This window comes from Citrobacter sp. Igbk 14, assembly GCF_028069825.1.
In the GTDB taxonomy this organism is placed as follows: Bacteria; Pseudomonadota; Gammaproteobacteria; order Enterobacterales; family Enterobacteriaceae; genus Citrobacter.
The window spans coordinates 22,342-38,279 of the sequence record NZ_JANEWM010000042.1 but is presented as its reverse complement, the minus strand read 5'-3'; the positions used below and the strand labels follow the sequence as shown (position 1 = coordinate 38,279).

Below are 15,938 nucleotides of genomic sequence, written 5' to 3'. Positions count from 1 at the left end.
CTTTATGGATAATGAAATGATGAGTAAATTAAAGGGAGTGTGGGTGTGTGATATTTTTTTAGAAAGGCCAGTTTCCTGGCCTGAAGATATGATGGCTTATTTGCGCGTCAGTTTTTCCAGATCGGCTTCAATTTCGCTGATCTTATTGGTCACGACGCTTTCCAGATGACGTAAATCATCGAGGATCTTGCGTTTAAGATCGACTTCACTGCGATCGCGCTGGCAGATCTGATCCAGCTCGTCGATCACATAGCGCAGGTTTGGACTGATCTCCTGCACTTCTTTGTAGCCCTGACCGATGCCATCGGCGACCACCGTTTTACGCTGACGGGGATATTTGAATTTCACGCTCTTGGCAAAAAACTCGCCTTTATCCTTTTGGAAATAGATTTTCAGGATATCGTTGTTGGCTTCTTGCCGCAGGCTGTAACGATCGATCTCTTCAGGATTAGTAATGCCCAGACTTTTCAGATTGTCATACATAGCGGTACCCTTAAGCTCACTATAACCATTGAATAATTAACGAAAAGCCTTGTTTATGCCACCCGCAGATGTAAAAAAAGCGGGCTAAGCCCGCTTTTTCAAATTGCTGTTAGTCGATGGTACGTAACAGTTCGTTGATACCCACTTTGCCACGCGTTTTAGCGTCGACTTTCTTCACGATCACCGCGCAGTACAGACTGTATTTGCCATCTTTCGACGGCAGGTTGCCGGAAACGACAACAGAACCTGCCGGTACGCGACCATAATGCACTTCGCCTGTTTCACGATCGTAAATACGGGTGCTCTGACCGATATACACGCCCATCGAGATGACGGAACCTTCCTCGACAATCACGCCTTCCACAACTTCCGAACGCGCACCGATGAAGCAGTTATCTTCGATGATGGTCGGGTTAGCCTGTAACGGCTCCAGTACGCCGCCGATGCCAACGCCACCGGACAGGTGAACATTCTTACCGATTTGCGCACAAGAACCTACGGTCGCCCAGGTATCAACCATCGTGCCTTCATCAACATACGCACCAATGTTAACGTAAGACGGCATCAGCACGGTGTTACGTGCGATAAATGCCCCCTGACGCACGGCCGCAGGCGGAACCACGCGGAAGCCTTCTTTCTGGAAGCGTGCTTCATCGTAGTCGGCAAATTTCATCGGCACTTTATCGAAGTAGCGGCTTTCCGCACCATCGATAACCTGATTATCGTTAATACGGAAAGAGAGCAGGACCGCTTTTTTCAGCCACTGATGGGTGACCCACTGGCCGTCAATCTTTTCTGCGACACGCAGTGCACCGGAATCCAGTAAAGAAATAACCTGATTAACCGCTTCACGGGTTACGGTATCCACATTCGCCGGAGTGATGTCGGCACGACGCTCAAAAGCGGACTCAATAACGTTCTGTAACTGCTGCATTGTTAAACTCTTTCCATAATAAATAAAAACATTACCCTTTATCGTTTGGATTGAGGGCCTCTGTCAACCGTTGATGTACTTCCTGCTGCAGCTCATTATTAAGGGCACGCCGGTCGGCGGTGGCGATTATGAATAAATCTTCTACTCGCTCACCAATAGTTGTAATTCGGGCGCCATGCAGCGAAATTCCCAGATCGGCAAAAATCTGCCCGACCCGCGCCAGTAGTCCTGGTTGATCGAGTGCGATAAGTTCGAGGAATGACTTACGGTCGGTATGGGTCGGCAAAAAGGTGACCTCAGTATCGACAGTAAAGTGGCGTAATTTTGCCGGCTGACGACGCGGTTGCGGTGGTTGCCAACTGCGTTGAGTAATGGCTTGTTCCAACCCAAAACGGATCGCTTCGTGTCGGTCTGACGACAGCGGACTGCCGTCCGGCTCCAGTACGATGAACGTATCCATCGCCATGCCATCACGGGTGGTGAAAATCTGTGCATCGTGAACGCTAAGATTACGTCTGTCCAGCTCGGCACAGACGGCGGCAAACAGGTAGGGGCGATCCGGGCTCCAGATGAAAATCTCTGTTCCGCCTCGCGTTGCCTGCGGGCTGAGTAAAATTAGCGGTTTGCTCAGATCGTGCTGCAGCAAATGGCGTGCATGCCAGGCCAGCTGATTTGGGCTGTGGCGCACGAAGTAGTTGGCGCGACAGCGTGACCAGATATGGTGCAGCGCTTCTTCGTCAATGTTGTCCATTCGCAGCAACGCCAGCGCCTGAAGCTGATGATGGCGCACACGCTCGCGCATATCCGGTGTATTTTGCATTCCACGACGCAGTTGTTTTTCCGTGGCGAAGTATAATTCGCGCAACAGGCTTTGCTTCCAGCTATTCCATAGCGTTTCGTTTGTGGCGCAGATATCGGCGACGGTCAGGCAGACCAGGAAGCGCAAACGGTGTTCCGTTTGTACTTCTTCGGCGAATTGCTTAATCACCTCCGGGTCCTGAATATCACGGCGCTGAGCGGTCACCGACATCAGTAGATGCTGGCGTACCAACCACATAACCAGATTCGTTTCGCGGGAGTTGAGTCCGTGTAATTCGGCGAACTTGAGTACGTCCTGAGCCCCGAGAATAGAGTGATCGCCGCCACGACCTTTGGCGATATCGTGGAACAGCGCAGCAATCAGAATGAGTTCCGGTTGACGCAAGCGCGGCCACAGATCCACACACAACGGATGACGCTGGCGGGTCTCTTCCTTGGCAAAACTTTCCAGTTTCAGCATGACTCGGATAGTGTGCTCATCCACTGTATAAGCATGAAACAGGTCAAACTGCATTTGACCGACGATATGCGACCATTGCGGCATATAGGCCCATAACACGCTGTGACGATGCATCGGCAGCAGGCCGCGACTGACTGCGCCTGGATGGCGCAACATGCTGAGAAATAGAGAGCGCGCTTCCGGAATGTAGCACAGCGGCTGCGTTAAATGACGGCGGGCATGACGCAAATGACGCAGTGTGGTGGAGTAAATTCCGGTGATCGCGCTATTGCGTACCATGATATAAAACATCCGCAAAATGGCCTCGGGCTCGCGGATAAACAGGTCGTCATTGCGCAGGTCAATCAATGTGCCACGCAGTTGAAAGTCGTCATCAATTGGGCGCGGTTTTTCATCGGCCGGCATGGCGAGAATCGCCTCGTCAAACAACTGGAGCAGCATGTGGTTCAGTTCGCTCACCCGCCGCGTGACCCGGAAATAGTCTTTCATCATCCGCTCGATCGGCTCATTGCCTTCACCGCCATAATTGAGGCGTTGTGCCACGCTGAGCTGTCGATCAAACAGCAGACGGTTGTCGTAACGGTTCACGATCAGATGCAATGCGAAGCGGATCCGCCACAGAATATGCAAACATTCATTCAGTTCGGCGCGCTCCGCCAGCGTCAGGAAGCCGAAGCCGACCATCTCATCCAGTGACGTGGCACCAAAATGACGGCGGGCAACCCATTGCAGGGTGTGGATGTCGCGCAGCCCACCAGGGCTGCTTTTGATATCCGGCTCCAGATTGTAGCTGGTGCCGTGATAGCGCTGATGGCGTTGATTTTGCTCTTCTACTTTGGCGGCGTAAAATTTATCGGATGGCCAGAAACCTTCGCTGAAAATATGCTTTTGCAGCTCAAGGAACAGCGCGACATCGCCAATCAGCAGCCGTGTTTCAATCAGATTGGTGGCGACGGTTAAATCTGATAGTCCTTCCAGCAGACACTCTTCCAGCGTACGCACGCTGTGTCCTACTTCCAGCCGCACATCCCACAATAGCGTTAATAACTCGCCGACTTTCTCCGCCTGCGCGTCAGGCAGTTTTTTACGGCTAAGGATCAGCAGGTCAATATCGGAAAGCGGATGCAGTTCACCACGCCCGTAGCCGCCAACGGCCACCAGCGCCAGATCGGCAATCTGACCGAAACCTGCTTCAATCCACAGGCGCTGCAGCAACTGGTCAATAAATTCGGTGCGGGCTTCGATTAACTGTTCAGCGGAAATTCCGCTGTCAAATGCTTCCCCCAACCAGTGCTGGAAATTATCGATATGAGCTTTTATGCCGGTACAGTTGAGGTCGTGCTGTGGCCATGTCCCTGGGTTTTGCGGTTGGCCAGGCAGGGTGGGGAGGGCAGTATTTGCGTGCTGTTCAGGAAGAGTATTCATTGTGCGCCACCCATTAAAAAGCCGGATGACGGCGTGAACGCCTTACCCGGCCTACGTATTTACTCTTCATCCTTCAAGTTGCTTCTGCGTTGGCTGCGCTCGTTCACTCCAGTCACGTACTTATGTACGCTCCTGAAGATTCACTCTCTTGCCGCCTTGAGGCAACTCGAATGATTTTGAGTAAAGGTGTAATTTGTAGGCCTGATAAGATGCGGGAGCATCGCCATCAGGCAAAAAATTATGCGTCGTGTGTGATGACTGCCGGGATGGTGTCATCCTTACGTAATGTCAGAATTTCACAGCCGTTTTCCGTTACCACAATAGTATGCTCGTACTGAGCAGACAAGCTGCGGTCTTTGGTTTTCACCGTCCAGCCGTCTTTCATGGTGCGGATGCGGTAATCACCGGCATTCAGCATCGGTTCTACGGTGAAGGTCATGCCCGGCTGCAGTACCACGCCGCCGTCGTCTGCATCGTAGTGCAGGACCTGAGGTTCTTCATGGAAGCCGCGACCGATACCGTGGCCGCAGTATTCACGTACTACAGAGAAGCCTTCACCTTCTGCGTATTTCTGAATTGCAGCACCCAGGGTACGTAGGCGAATACCCGGTTTTACCATACGCAGAGCCAGATACAGGCTTTCCTGCGTTACGCGGCACAGACGCTCGCCAAGAATGGTCGGTTTACCGACGATAAACATTTTGGACGTATCGCCGTGGTACTCGTCTTTAATCACGGTGACGTCGATGTTGACGATATCACCCTCTTTCAGGTGCTTAGCGTCATCCGGGATCCCGTGGCACACGACTTCATTAATAGAGATGCACACGGATTTCGGATAACCGTGATAACCCAGGCACGCGGAAATCGCCTGCTGTTCATTCACGATGTAGTCGTTACAGATGCGATCCAGCTCGCCGGTGCTCACGCCCGGTTTGATAAACGGTTCGATCATCTCCAGCACTTCGGCTGCCAGACGGCCAGCGACGCGCATTTTTTCGATTTCTTCAGGAGTCTTAATTGAGATAGCCATGAATTCTGTCCATCAGTGTCGATTATTTCGACAATAATTGTGTAAGTGCCGTCAATGGTATCAGTCTGGAGTGTACCCTGCCAAATTGAGAATCATTCTGAACTTCGCCTTTCGTGCCACAAATGCGTTGGCTACATTTTTTCACCCTGGTTACTTACTGGCCGTAAGCTCCCGGGGATTCATAAATTTGCCGACTGCCTGTAACACGAAATTCATCGTTCAATACAGCACAGACCGCCAACAATTATTGGTGTCGGTGGCGTATTTGTGGTATAAAGCGCGCCGGACTTCCGATCCATTCGAAGACTACACACGATGGACGGGAGCGACAAATCTCACTTTGTGTAACAACACACACGTATCGACACATATTCCGGGGTGCCCTTTGGGGTCGGTAATATGGGATGCGTGGAGGCTTAACCCCAACTTTTATATATAGAGGTTTTAATCATGGCAACTGTTTCCATGCGCGACATGCTCAAGGCTGGTGTTCACTTCGGTCACCAGACCCGTTACTGGAACCCGAAAATGAAACCGTTCATCTTCGGTGCGCGTAACAAAGTTCACATCATCAACCTTGAGAAAACTGTACCGATGTTCAACGAAGCTCTGGCTGAACTGAACAAGATCTCTGCTCGTAAAGGTAAAATCCTTTTCGTTGGTACTAAACGCGCTGCAAGCGAAGCGGTGAAAGACGCTGCTAACAGCTGCGATCAGTTCTTCGTGAACCATCGCTGGTTGGGCGGTATGCTGACTAACTGGAAAACTGTTCGTCAGTCCATCAAACGTCTGAAAGATCTGGAAACTCAGTCTCAGGACGGTACTTTCGAAAAGCTGACCAAGAAAGAAGCGCTGATGCGCACCCGTGAGCTTGAGAAACTGGAAAACAGCCTGGGCGGTATCAAAGACATGGGCGGCCTGCCGGACGCTCTGTTCGTAATTGATGCTGACCACGAGCACATTGCTATCAAAGAAGCAAACAACCTGGGTATCCCAGTATTTGCTATCGTTGATACCAACTCTGATCCGGACGGTGTTGACTTCGTTATCCCGGGTAACGACGACGCAATCCGTGCTGTGACCCTGTACCTGGGCGCTGTAGCTACTACCGTTCGTGAAGGCCGTTCTCAGGATCTGGCTTCCCAGGCGGAAGAAAGCTTCGTAGAAGCTGAATAATAAGGCACGCTCGTTAGAGCCCCCTTATAAACCAGGTAGTATCACGTTTGGTTAGGGGCCCTTCAGGCCCCTTTTTCACTTTTAAATCTGTGCGGTTTCATGCCGGGCAGATCAAATCTTCCGAGGATTTTAGAATGGCTGAAATTACCGCATCCCTGGTAAAAGAGCTGCGTGAGCGTACTGGCGCAGGCATGATGGATTGCAAAAAAGCACTGACTGAAGCTAATGGCGACATCGAGCTGGCAATCGAAAACATGCGTAAGTCCGGTGCTATCAAAGCAGCGAAAAAAGCAGGCAACGTTGCTGCTGACGGCGTAATCAAAACCAAAATCGACGGCAATATCGCTTTCATTCTGGAAGTTAACTGCCAGACTGACTTCGTTGCTAAAGATGCTGGTTTCCAGGCATTTGCTGACAAAGTACTGGACGCTGCCGTTGCTGGCAAAATCACTGATGTTGAAGTTCTGAAAGCACAGTTCGAAGAAGAACGTGTTGCTCTGGTTGCTAAAATCGGTGAGAACATCAACATCCGTCGCGTTGCTTCCCTGGAAGGCGAAGTTCTGGGTAGCTACCAGCACGGTGCTCGTATCGGTGTTCTGGTTGCTGCAACTGGCGCTGATGAAGAACTGGTTAAACAGCTGGCAATGCACATCGCCGCAAGCAAACCAGAATTCGTTAAGCCGGAAGACGTTTCTGCTGAAGTAGTAGAAAAAGAATACCAGGTTCAGCTGGACATCGCGATGCAGTCTGGTAAGCCGAAAGAAATCGCAGAGAAAATGGTTGAAGGCCGCATGAAGAAATTCACCGGCGAAGTTTCTCTGACTGGTCAGCCTTTCGTAATGGATCCGAGCAAATCTGTTGCTCAGCTGCTGAAAGAGCACAACGCTGACGTAACGGGTTTCATCCGCTTCGAAGTGGGTGAAGGCATCGAGAAAGTTGAGACTGACTTTGCAGCAGAAGTTGCTGCGATGTCCAAGCAGTCTTAATTTTAAAAGGAGCCGCCTGAGGGCGGCTTCTTTTTGCGTCCGACTTGTAAATTCAGCTAAGCGCTATAGTGGTAAGGCTGAAAAGCGACATACAATGTCGCTGGAATTAACTCATCTCATTCGTTGACAGTCTCAGGAAAGAAACATGGCTACCAATGCAAAACCCGTCTACAAACGTATTCTGCTTAAGTTAAGTGGCGAAGCTCTGCAAGGTTCAGAAGGCTTCGGTATTGATGCAAGCATACTTGACCGTATGGCTCAGGAAATCAAAGAGCTGGTCGAGCTGGGAATCCAGGTTGGCGTAGTGATCGGTGGTGGTAACCTGTTCCGTGGTGCTGGTCTGGCGAAAGCAGGGATGAACCGCGTTGTGGGCGACCACATGGGCATGTTAGCCACCGTAATGAACGGTCTGGCGATGCGCGATGCGCTTCACCGCGCCTATGTGAACGCTCGCCTGATGTCCGCAATTCCTCTGAACGGCGTGTGTGATAACTACAGCTGGGCAGAAGCGATCAGTCTGCTGCGTAACAACCGCGTGGTTATTTTGTCCGCTGGTACTGGCAACCCGTTCTTCACTACCGACTCCGCAGCCTGCCTGCGTGGTATTGAAATTGAAGCGGATGTGGTTCTGAAAGCCACTAAAGTTGATGGTGTGTTTACCGCCGATCCAGCTAAAGATCCAACAGCAACCATGTACGAGCAGCTGACCTATGCTGAAGTACTGGATAAAGAACTGAAAGTGATGGATCTGGCTGCGTTCACGCTGGCTCGTGACCACAAATTACCGATTCGTGTCTTCAACATGAACAAACCGGGTGCGTTGCGCCGCGTTGTGATGGGTGAAAAAGAAGGCACGTTAATCACGGAATAATTCCCGTTGCGGCTAAATGCAGGTAATATTCCGCTTTAATGTCGCGGGATACGTCCCTCAAAATTAATCAAGACTATACTTGTCACACCTTGCGTAGTGGGTATGGTCTGACTGAAACAAGCTTTCAAGGATTCGTAACGTGATCAACGATATCAGAAAAGATGCTGAAGTACGCATGGACAAATGCGTCGAAGCGTTCAAAAATCAAATCAGCAAAATTCGCACGGGTCGTGCTTCTCCCAGCCTGCTGGATGGCATTATCGTGGAATATTACGGCACGCCGACTCCGCTGCGCCAACTGGCAAGCGTAACGGTTGAAGATTCCCGTACCCTGAAAATCAACGTGTTTGACCGCTCTATGGGTCCTGCTGTTGAGAAAGCGATTATGGCTTCCGACCTCGGTCTGAACCCAAGCTCAGCGGGCTCTGACATCCGCGTTCCGCTGCCACCGCTGACCGAAGAGCGTCGTAAAGATCTGACCAAGATCGTACGTGGTGAAGCTGAAGGCGCGCGTGTTGCTGTGCGTAACGTACGCCGTGATGCCAACGACAAAGTGAAAGCGCTGCTGAAAGATAAAGAGATCAGCGAAGATGACGATCGCCGTTCTCAGGACGACGTACAGAAACTGACCGATGCTGCAATCAAGAAAGTTGATGCGGCGCTGGCAGAGAAAGAAGCGGAACTGATGCAGTTCTGATTCGCCTGTACGCTAAAAACGCCGCTTAGAAGGCCTGAGAAGGCTGGATGGCGGCGTTTTGCTTTTTTATCCTGTCTCAATTCTTCTGGATGTCTCATGAAGCAATTAACCATCCTGGGCTCAACCGGCTCTATTGGTTGCAGTACGCTCGATGTAGTACGTCATAACCCGGATAAATTTCGTGTTGCTGCGTTGGTAGCGGGTAAAAATGTCGCCCGTATGGTGGAGCAATGTCTGGAGTTTTCACCCCGTTACGCGGTGATGGATGACGAAAAAAGTGCAGCGCTGGTGAAAGCCGCATTGCGGGATCATGGAAGTCGCACCGAGGTTATGTGCGGGCAGCAGGCTGCCTGTGATATGGCTGCGTTGGATGATGTCGATCAGGTTATGGCGGCGATAGTCGGCGCGGCAGGTTTGTTGCCAACACTTGCGGCAATCCGCGCGGGCAAAAACATTTTGCTGGCGAATAAAGAGTCTCTGGTAACCTGCGGACGTCTGTTTATGGACGACGTGAAACGCCATAAAGCGCAGCTTTTGCCGGTAGATAGCGAACATAACGCGATTTTTCAGAGTTTACCGCAACCTATCCAACACAATCTGGGATACGCTGACCTTGAGCAAAACGGCGTTGTGTCTGTTCTGCTTACCGGGTCTGGTGGCCCTTTCCGCGAAACGCCATTGCACGATCTGGCTCTAATGACACCCGATCAGGCATGCCGTCATCCGAATTGGTCGATGGGACGAAAAATCTCTGTCGACTCTGCCACCATGATGAATAAAGGTCTGGAATACATTGAAGCGCGTTGGCTATTTAATGCCAGTGCAAGTCAGATGGAAGTGCTGATCCATCCGCAGTCGGTTATTCATTCGATGGTCCGTTATCAGGATGGTAGCGTCCTGGCCCAGTTGGGTGAGCCTGATATGCGCACACCTATCGCCCATACAATGGCATGGCCGGAACGTGTGAGCTCTGGCGTTAAGCCTGTCGATTTTTGCAAACTCAGTGCGCTGACGTTTTCCGCACCTGATTATCAGCGTTATCCGTGCCTGAAACTTGCTATGGACGCGTTTGAGCAAGGACAGGCTGCGACAACTGCGCTGAACGCCGCGAATGAAATTACTGTTGCCGCATTTTTGGCGCAGCAGATTCGATTTACGGATATCGCCGATCTCAATTTATCCGTACTGGATAAGATGGATTTGCAGGAACCGCAGAGCGTTGATGATGTGCTGAGGGTCGATGCCATCGCCAGAGATGTCGCGACAAAACAAGTGACACGACTCTCAAGCTGATGATAATCCCTCTGTGGGGGATCGTGCTATTTGTTAGCGTTGGGCTTCAGTGATATAGTCTGCGCCACCTGATCGCAGGTATTTGCTTTTTTTCGATCGGGTAAGCCGTGGTTTGACACGGCTTTTTTGTGGATGCACAAAATCATTCAGGTTGCATCAAGGCGGCAAGTGAATGAGTTCCCTGGAGCATACAAATAGTATGTGACAGGGGCGAATAAGCACAGCCAACGAAGAGGCAGCCTGAAGGATGAAGCGCAAAGGCTTCAGTATTCCTGAGTACCGTATAATCCTTTCAGGGACTAAAAACGCGTTATGTTGTCTGCAACTAAACCATTAAGCGAAAATTTGCCAGCACATGGTTGTCGCCATGTCGCAATTATCATGGATGGCAATGGCCGCTGGGCGAAAAAGCAAGGGAAGATCCGCGCCTTTGGGCATAAGGCCGGAGCAAAATCCGTCCGCCGGGCTGTCTCTTTTGCTGCCAATAACGGTATTGATGCGTTAACGCTGTATGCCTTTAGCAGTGAGAACTGGAACCGACCAGCGCAGGAAGTCAGTGCGTTAATGGAGTTGTTTGTGTGGGCACTTGATAGCGAAGTGAAAAACCTGCACCGCCATAACGTGCGCCTGCGTATTATTGGGGATATCAGTCGATTTAACACACGTTTGCAAGAACGGATTCGCAAGTCGGAAGCGCTTACCGCCCAGAATACCGGGTTAACGCTGAATATTGCCGCGAATTACGGCGGACGGTGGGATATTGTCCAGGGCGTCAGGCAACTGGCACAACAGGTGCAGGAAGGTCTGTTGCGTCCGGAGCAAATTGATGAAGAGATGCTTGGTCAGCAAGTTTGTATGCATGAGCTGGCTCCTGTGGATTTAGTGATAAGGACTGGGGGAGAGCATCGAATTAGTAATTTTTTGTTGTGGCAAATTGCCTACGCCGAACTTTACTTTACGGATGTTCTCTGGCCCGATTTCGATGAACAAGACTTTGAAGGTGCGCTACATGCCTTTGCTAATCGTGAGCGTCGTTTCGGCGGCACCGAGCCCGGTGATGAAAAAGCCTGATGGGGGTCGCTTTTGCTGAAGTATCGCCTGATTTCTGCTTTTGTTTTAATACCCGTTGTCATCGCGGCGTTGTTTTTGTTGCCGCCGGTGGGGTTCGCCATTGTTACGCTGGTCGTCTGTATGCTGGCCGCGTGGGAATGGGGACAGTTAAGCGGTTTTGCCACTCGTACACAGCGAGTCTGGTTGGCGGTTTTGTGCGGGCTATTGCTGGCACTGATGCTGTTTTTGCTGCCTGAGTATCATCATAACATTCACCAACCGCTGGTTGAGGTGTCGCTTTGGGCGTCGCTGGGCTGGTGGGCCGTGGCGCTATTACTGGTGCTGTTTTACCCCGGTTCAGCCTCGGTCTGGCGTAATTCCAAAACATTACGCATAATTTTCGGCGTGTTAACCATTGTCCCTTTCTTTTGGGGAATGCTGGCGCTACGTGCCTGGCACTATGATGAGAATCATTATAGTGGCGCGCTATGGCTGCTCTATGTCATGATCCTCGTTTGGGGAGCGGATTCAGGTGCGTATATGTTTGGTAAGATGTTTGGCAAACATAAACTGGCGCCGAAGGTTTCTCCTGGTAAAACCTGGCAGGGTTTTATTGGCGGACTTGCCACTGCAGCTGTAATCTCGTGGGGTTATGGTATGTGGGCGAATCTTGAAGTTGCGCCTGTCACCTTGCTCATTTGCTCCATCGTTGCAGCCCTGGCCTCCGTGCTGGGTGACCTGACCGAGAGTATGTTTAAGCGTGAAGCAGGTATTAAGGACAGTGGTCACTTAATCCCAGGACACGGTGGTATTCTGGATCGTATTGACAGCCTGACGGCTGCGGTGCCGGTCTTTGCTTGCCTGTTGTTACTGGTATTCAGGACGCTCTAACGGATGGTCTTATGCTGAGTATTCTCTGGAATCTGGCTGCATTCATCGTTGCACTTGGTGTACTTATCACCGTGCATGAATTTGGTCATTTCTGGGTTGCACGGCGCTGCGGAGTCCGCGTCGAGCGCTTTTCCATTGGCTTTGGAAAAGCGCTTTGGCGCCGTACCGATAAACAGGGTACGGAATACGTTATCGCCTTAATCCCCCTCGGCGGTTACGTCAAAATGCTGGATGAGCGCGCTGAACCAGTTGTACCGGAGCTGCGCCACTACGCTTTCAACAATAAAACAGTTGGGCAGCGCGCGGCCATTATCGCTGCAGGCCCGATTGCAAATTTCCTCTTCGCTATTTTTGCCTACTGGCTGGTCTTTATCATCGGTGTCCCTGGCGTTCGTCCGGTTGTTGGTGAAATAACACCCAACTCGATTGCTGCCCAGGCGCAAATTCAGCCAGGTACGGAACTAAAAGCGGTTGATGGTATCGAAACCCCTGATTGGGATACCGTCCGATTGCAACTGGTATCCAAAATTGGCGATGAGCATACGACCATCAGCGTGGCGCAGTTTGGCAGTAACCAGCGACAGGACAAAACGCTGGATTTACGCCATTGGGCATTTGAGCCAGACAAAGAGGATCCCGTCTCTAGTTTGGGCATTCGTCCACGTGGTCCGCAGATTGAACCGGTGCTGTCAGAAGTGCAGGTTAACTCCGCGGCAAGTAAGGCGGGTTTGCAAGCTGGCGACAGGATCGTTAAAGTCAATGGTCAGCCGCTGACGCAATGGATGACGTTCGTGACGTTGGTGCGCGATAATCCTGATAAGCCGCTAGCGCTAGAAATTGAAAGACAAGGGAATTCCTTGTCTTTGACGTTAACCCCGGATTCAAAACCGGGTAACGGAAAGGCCGAAGGTTTTGCGGGCGTAGTGCCTAAAATTATCCCTCTGCCTGATGAGTATAAGACTGTACGCCAGTATGGGCCATTCAGCGCCATCCTCGAAGCCTCGGATAAAACGTGGCAGTTGATGAAGCTAACGGTCAGTATGCTGGGAAAATTGATTACCGGTGATGTAAAACTGAACAACCTCAGTGGGCCGATTTCTATCGCCCAGGGGGCTGGGATGTCAGCGGAGTTCGGGGTTATTTATTACCTGATGTTCCTTGCGCTTATCAGCGTGAACTTAGGGATAATTAACCTGTTTCCGTTGCCCGTTCTTGACGGGGGGCATCTGCTGTTCCTGGCGATTGAAAAGCTGAAGGGCGGTCCGGTATCCGAGCGGGTTCAAGACTTTAGTTATCGCATTGGCTCTATCTTGCTGGTGTTGTTAATGGGGCTTGCACTTTTCAATGATTTCTCTCGGTTGTAAGAGAGTGTTAGGAAGAACGCATAATAACGATGGCGATGAAAAAGTTGCTCATAGCGTCGCTGCTGTTTAGCAGCGCCACCGTATACGGTGCTGAAGGGTTCGTAGTGAAGGACATTCATTTCGAAGGCCTACAGCGAGTCGCCGTTGGTGCGGCTCTCCTCAGTATGCCGGTGCGCACAGGCGACACGGTTAATGATGAAGATATCAGTAATACCATTCGTGCTCTGTTCGCCACCGGTAACTTTGAGGATGTCCGCGTCCTGCGCGATGGTGATACCCTTCTGGTTCAGGTAAAAGAACGTCCGACGATTGCCAGCATCACTTTCTCCGGTAACAAATCGGTAAAAGATGACATGCTGAAGCAAAACCTCGAGGCGTCTGGCGTACGTGTTGGCGAGTCTCTGGATCGCACAACGCTTGCCGATATCGAAAAAGGCCTGGAAGATTTCTACTATAGCGTCGGTAAATACAGCGCCAGTGTGAAAGCGGTGGTAACGCCGTTGCCGCGTAACCGCGTTGACCTCAAACTGGTCTTCCAGGAAGGCGTTTCGGCGAAGATCCAACAGATCAATATCGTCGGCAACCACGCCTTCACAACCGACGAGCTTATCTCTCACTTCCAACTACGCGATGAAGTACCGTGGTGGAACGTGGTGGGCGATCGTAAATACCAGAAACAGAAACTGGCCGGCGACCTTGAAACCCTGCGCAGTTACTATCTGGATCGCGGTTATGCTCGCTTCAATATCGATTCCACGCAGGTTAGCCTGACGCCGGATAAAAAAGGTATCTACATCACCGTTAACATCACAGAAGGCGAGCAGTACAAGCTTTCTGGGGTCCAGGTGAGTGGTAACCTGGCTGGACACTCTGCCGAAATTGAGACCCTGACGAAAATCGAACCGGGTGAACTCTATAACGGCACCAAAGTGACCAAAATGGAAGATGATATCAAGAAGCTTCTGGGACGCTATGGTTATGCCTACCCGCGTGTACAGTCGCAGCCTGAAATCAACGATGCAGACAAAACCGTTAAATTGCGTGTAAACGTGGATGCGGGTAACCGTTTCTATGTGCGTAAGATCCGTTTTGAAGGTAACGACACTTCGAAAGATTCCGTACTGCGCCGCGAAATGCGCCAGATGGAAGGCGCCTGGTTGGGCAGCGATCTGGTTGACCAGGGTAAAGAGCGTCTGAACCGTCTGGGTTACTTTGAAACTGTCGATACCGATACTCAACGTGTTCCGGGCAGTCCTGATCAGGTTGATGTGGTCTATAAGGTGAAAGAACGCAACACCGGTAGCTTTAACTTCGGTGTGGGTTACGGCACTGAAAGTGGCGTAAGCTTCCAGGCGGGCGTTCAGCAGGATAACTGGTTAGGTACCGGTTATTCAGTCGGGATTAGCGGCACCAAAAACGACTACCAGACCTATACTGAGCTGTCTGTCACCAACCCGTACTTCACCGTCGATGGTGTGAGTCTCGGTGGTCGTGTCTTCTATAACGACTTTGAGGCAGATGATGCAGATCTGTCCGACTATACCAACAAAAGCTATGGTACGGATGTAACGCTGGGCTTCCCGGTCAACGAATACAACACGTTGCGTGCAGGCCTGGGTTATGTACATAACAAACTGTCCAACATGCAGCCGCAGATTGCGATGGATCGTTATCTTGATTCAATGGGACAAGATGATACCAGCAGCTTTGCCGCGGATGACTTTACCTTCAACTACGGTTGGACCTACAACAAGCTGGACCGTGGGTATTTCCCTACGGAAGGTACGCGTGTCAACCTGAACGGTAAAGTGACTGTTCCGGGTTCTGATAACGAATACTATAAAGCGACGTTGGATACGGCGACCTATGTGCCGATCGATGACGACCACAAATGGGTGGTTCTGGGACGTACCAAGCTGGGCTATGGTGATGGCATAGGTAGTAAAGAGATGCCGTTCTATGAGAACTTCTACGCGGGTGGTTCCAGCACCGTGCGTGGCTTCCAGTCCAATACTATCGGCCCGAAAGCCGTCTATAAGAACGGGGCTTATTCTGGCGATAGAGACAATAATGACAACTACGAAGAGTGTACGGGCGCTGCGCTGTGTAAATCAGACGATGCAGTCGGCGGTAACGCCATGGCTGTAGCCAGCCTGGAATTCATCACACCTACGCCGTTTATCAGCGATAAATATGCTAACTCGGTGCGTACCTCCTTCTTCTGGGATATGGGTACCGTGTGGGATACGAACTGGCAGAACACTGCCGACACTCGTGCACTTGGCGTGCCAGACTACAGCGATCCGAATAATATCCGTATGTCTGCGGGTATCGCGTTACAATGGATGTCCCCATTGGGGCCGTTGGTTTTCTCCTACGCCCAACCGTTCAAGAAGTACGATGGAGACAAAGCGGAACAGTTCCAGTTTAACATTGGTAAAACCTGGTAATTGTTC

Annotated in this window: 13 protein-coding genes; 9 read left to right on the top strand and 4 right to left on the bottom strand. The window is 51.0% G+C overall.

Translation table 11 applies throughout. The annotated features are described in order from the left end of the window. Positions 1–96: 96 nt before the first annotated feature. The 4 genes from NNN64_RS16075 to map all read right to left on the bottom strand — a co-directional run bounded on the left by NNN64_RS16075 (position 97) and on the right by map (position 5,154). Entirely contained in the window at positions 97–483 is a 387-nt protein-coding gene (locus NNN64_RS16075; RefSeq protein ID WP_005132126.1) for a DUF3461 family protein, read from the bottom strand. Between the two features lie 109 nt (positions 484–592). Then, complete coding sequence (gene dapD, locus NNN64_RS16070; RefSeq protein WP_039030312.1) at positions 593–1,417, bottom strand: 2,3,4,5-tetrahydropyridine-2,6-dicarboxylate N-succinyltransferase; 825 nt, start codon at positions 1,415–1,417, stop codon at positions 593–595. A gap of 31 nt (positions 1,418–1,448) precedes the next feature. Beyond that, a complete protein-coding gene (glnD, locus tag NNN64_RS16065) occupies positions 1,449–4,121 on the bottom strand; it encodes a bifunctional uridylyltransferase/uridylyl-removing protein GlnD (protein ID WP_271442002.1) in 2,673 nt (890 codons plus the stop codon). Positions 4,122–4,359: 238 nt separating this feature from the next. Continuing rightward, positions 4,360–5,154 carry a type I methionyl aminopeptidase gene (map, locus tag NNN64_RS16060; RefSeq protein WP_271442001.1) on the bottom strand — a complete coding sequence of 265 codons (795 nt, stop codon included), beginning with the start codon at positions 5,152–5,154 and terminating at the stop codon, positions 4,360–4,362. 450 nt (positions 5,155–5,604) lie between these two features. On the opposite strand from map, the gene rpsB reads away from it, so the two are divergent. The 9 genes from rpsB (at position 5,605) to bamA (ending at position 15,932) form a co-directional block, all read left to right on the top strand. Then, positions 5,605–6,330 (top strand): 30S ribosomal protein S2, encoded by a 726-nt coding sequence (rpsB, locus tag NNN64_RS16055; protein ID WP_005132117.1) that lies wholly within the window; start codon positions 5,605–5,607, stop codon positions 6,328–6,330. A gap of 134 nt (positions 6,331–6,464) precedes the next feature. Beyond that, positions 6,465–7,316, top strand: a complete 852-nt coding sequence (tsf, locus tag NNN64_RS16050) for a translation elongation factor Ts (protein ID WP_271442000.1) — start codon at positions 6,465–6,467, stop codon at positions 7,314–7,316. A gap of 145 nt (positions 7,317–7,461) precedes the next feature. Then, on the top strand, positions 7,462–8,187 hold the full coding sequence (gene pyrH / locus NNN64_RS16045; protein WP_005132114.1) for a UMP kinase: 726 nt from the start codon (positions 7,462–7,464) through the stop codon (positions 8,185–8,187). Between the two features lie 139 nt (positions 8,188–8,326). Continuing rightward, positions 8,327–8,884, top strand: a complete 558-nt coding sequence (gene frr, locus NNN64_RS16040; RefSeq protein WP_005132113.1) for a ribosome recycling factor — start codon at positions 8,327–8,329, stop codon at positions 8,882–8,884. 96 nt (positions 8,885–8,980) lie between these two features. Beyond that, complete coding sequence (ispC, locus tag NNN64_RS16035; RefSeq protein ID WP_271441999.1) at positions 8,981–10,177, top strand: 1-deoxy-D-xylulose-5-phosphate reductoisomerase; 1,197 nt, start codon at positions 8,981–8,983, stop codon at positions 10,175–10,177. 312 nt (positions 10,178–10,489) lie between these two features. Then, entirely contained in the window at positions 10,490–11,248 is a 759-nt protein-coding gene (ispU, locus tag NNN64_RS16030; RefSeq protein WP_040230029.1) for a (2E,6E)-farnesyl-diphosphate-specific ditrans,polycis-undecaprenyl-diphosphate synthase, read from the top strand. 12 nt (positions 11,249–11,260) lie between these two features. Next, positions 11,261–12,118 carry a phosphatidate cytidylyltransferase gene (gene cdsA, locus NNN64_RS16025; protein ID WP_048212646.1) on the top strand — a complete coding sequence of 286 codons (858 nt, stop codon included), beginning with the start codon at positions 11,261–11,263 and terminating at the stop codon, positions 12,116–12,118. Between the two features lie 11 nt (positions 12,119–12,129). Beyond that, positions 12,130–13,482 carry a sigma E protease regulator RseP gene (gene rseP, locus NNN64_RS16020; RefSeq protein ID WP_271441998.1) on the top strand — a complete coding sequence of 451 codons (1,353 nt, stop codon included), beginning with the start codon at positions 12,130–12,132 and terminating at the stop codon, positions 13,480–13,482. 29 nt (positions 13,483–13,511) lie between these two features. After that, a complete protein-coding gene (bamA, locus tag NNN64_RS16015) occupies positions 13,512–15,932 on the top strand; it encodes an outer membrane protein assembly factor BamA (protein ID WP_202039452.1) in 2,421 nt (806 codons plus the stop codon). The last annotated feature ends 6 nt before the right edge of the window (positions 15,933–15,938 follow it).

Coding starts and splice junctions, on each gene's coding strand:
- rseP (WP_271441998.1), top strand. CDS start 12,130: ATGCTGAGTATTCTCTGGAATCTGGCTGCATTCATCGTTGCACTTGGT.
- dapD (WP_039030312.1), bottom strand. CDS start 1,417: ATGCAGCAGTTACAGAACGTTATTGAGTCCGCTTTTGAGCGTCGTGCC.
- rpsB (WP_005132117.1), top strand. CDS start 5,605: ATGGCAACTGTTTCCATGCGCGACATGCTCAAGGCTGGTGTTCACTTC.
- ispU (WP_040230029.1), top strand. CDS start 10,490: ATGTTGTCTGCAACTAAACCATTAAGCGAAAATTTGCCAGCACATGGT.
- tsf (WP_271442000.1), top strand. CDS start 6,465: ATGGCTGAAATTACCGCATCCCTGGTAAAAGAGCTGCGTGAGCGTACT.
- NNN64_RS16075 (WP_005132126.1), bottom strand. CDS start 483: ATGTATGACAATCTGAAAAGTCTGGGCATTACTAATCCTGAAGAGATC.
- pyrH (WP_005132114.1), top strand. CDS start 7,462: ATGGCTACCAATGCAAAACCCGTCTACAAACGTATTCTGCTTAAGTTA.
- map (WP_271442001.1), bottom strand. CDS start 5,154: ATGGCTATCTCAATTAAGACTCCTGAAGAAATCGAAAAAATGCGCGTC.
- ispC (WP_271441999.1), top strand. CDS start 8,981: ATGAAGCAATTAACCATCCTGGGCTCAACCGGCTCTATTGGTTGCAGT.
- bamA (WP_202039452.1), top strand. CDS start 13,512: ATGGCGATGAAAAAGTTGCTCATAGCGTCGCTGCTGTTTAGCAGCGCC.
- glnD (WP_271442002.1), bottom strand. CDS start 4,121: ATGAATACTCTTCCTGAACAGCACGCAAATACTGCCCTCCCCACCCTG.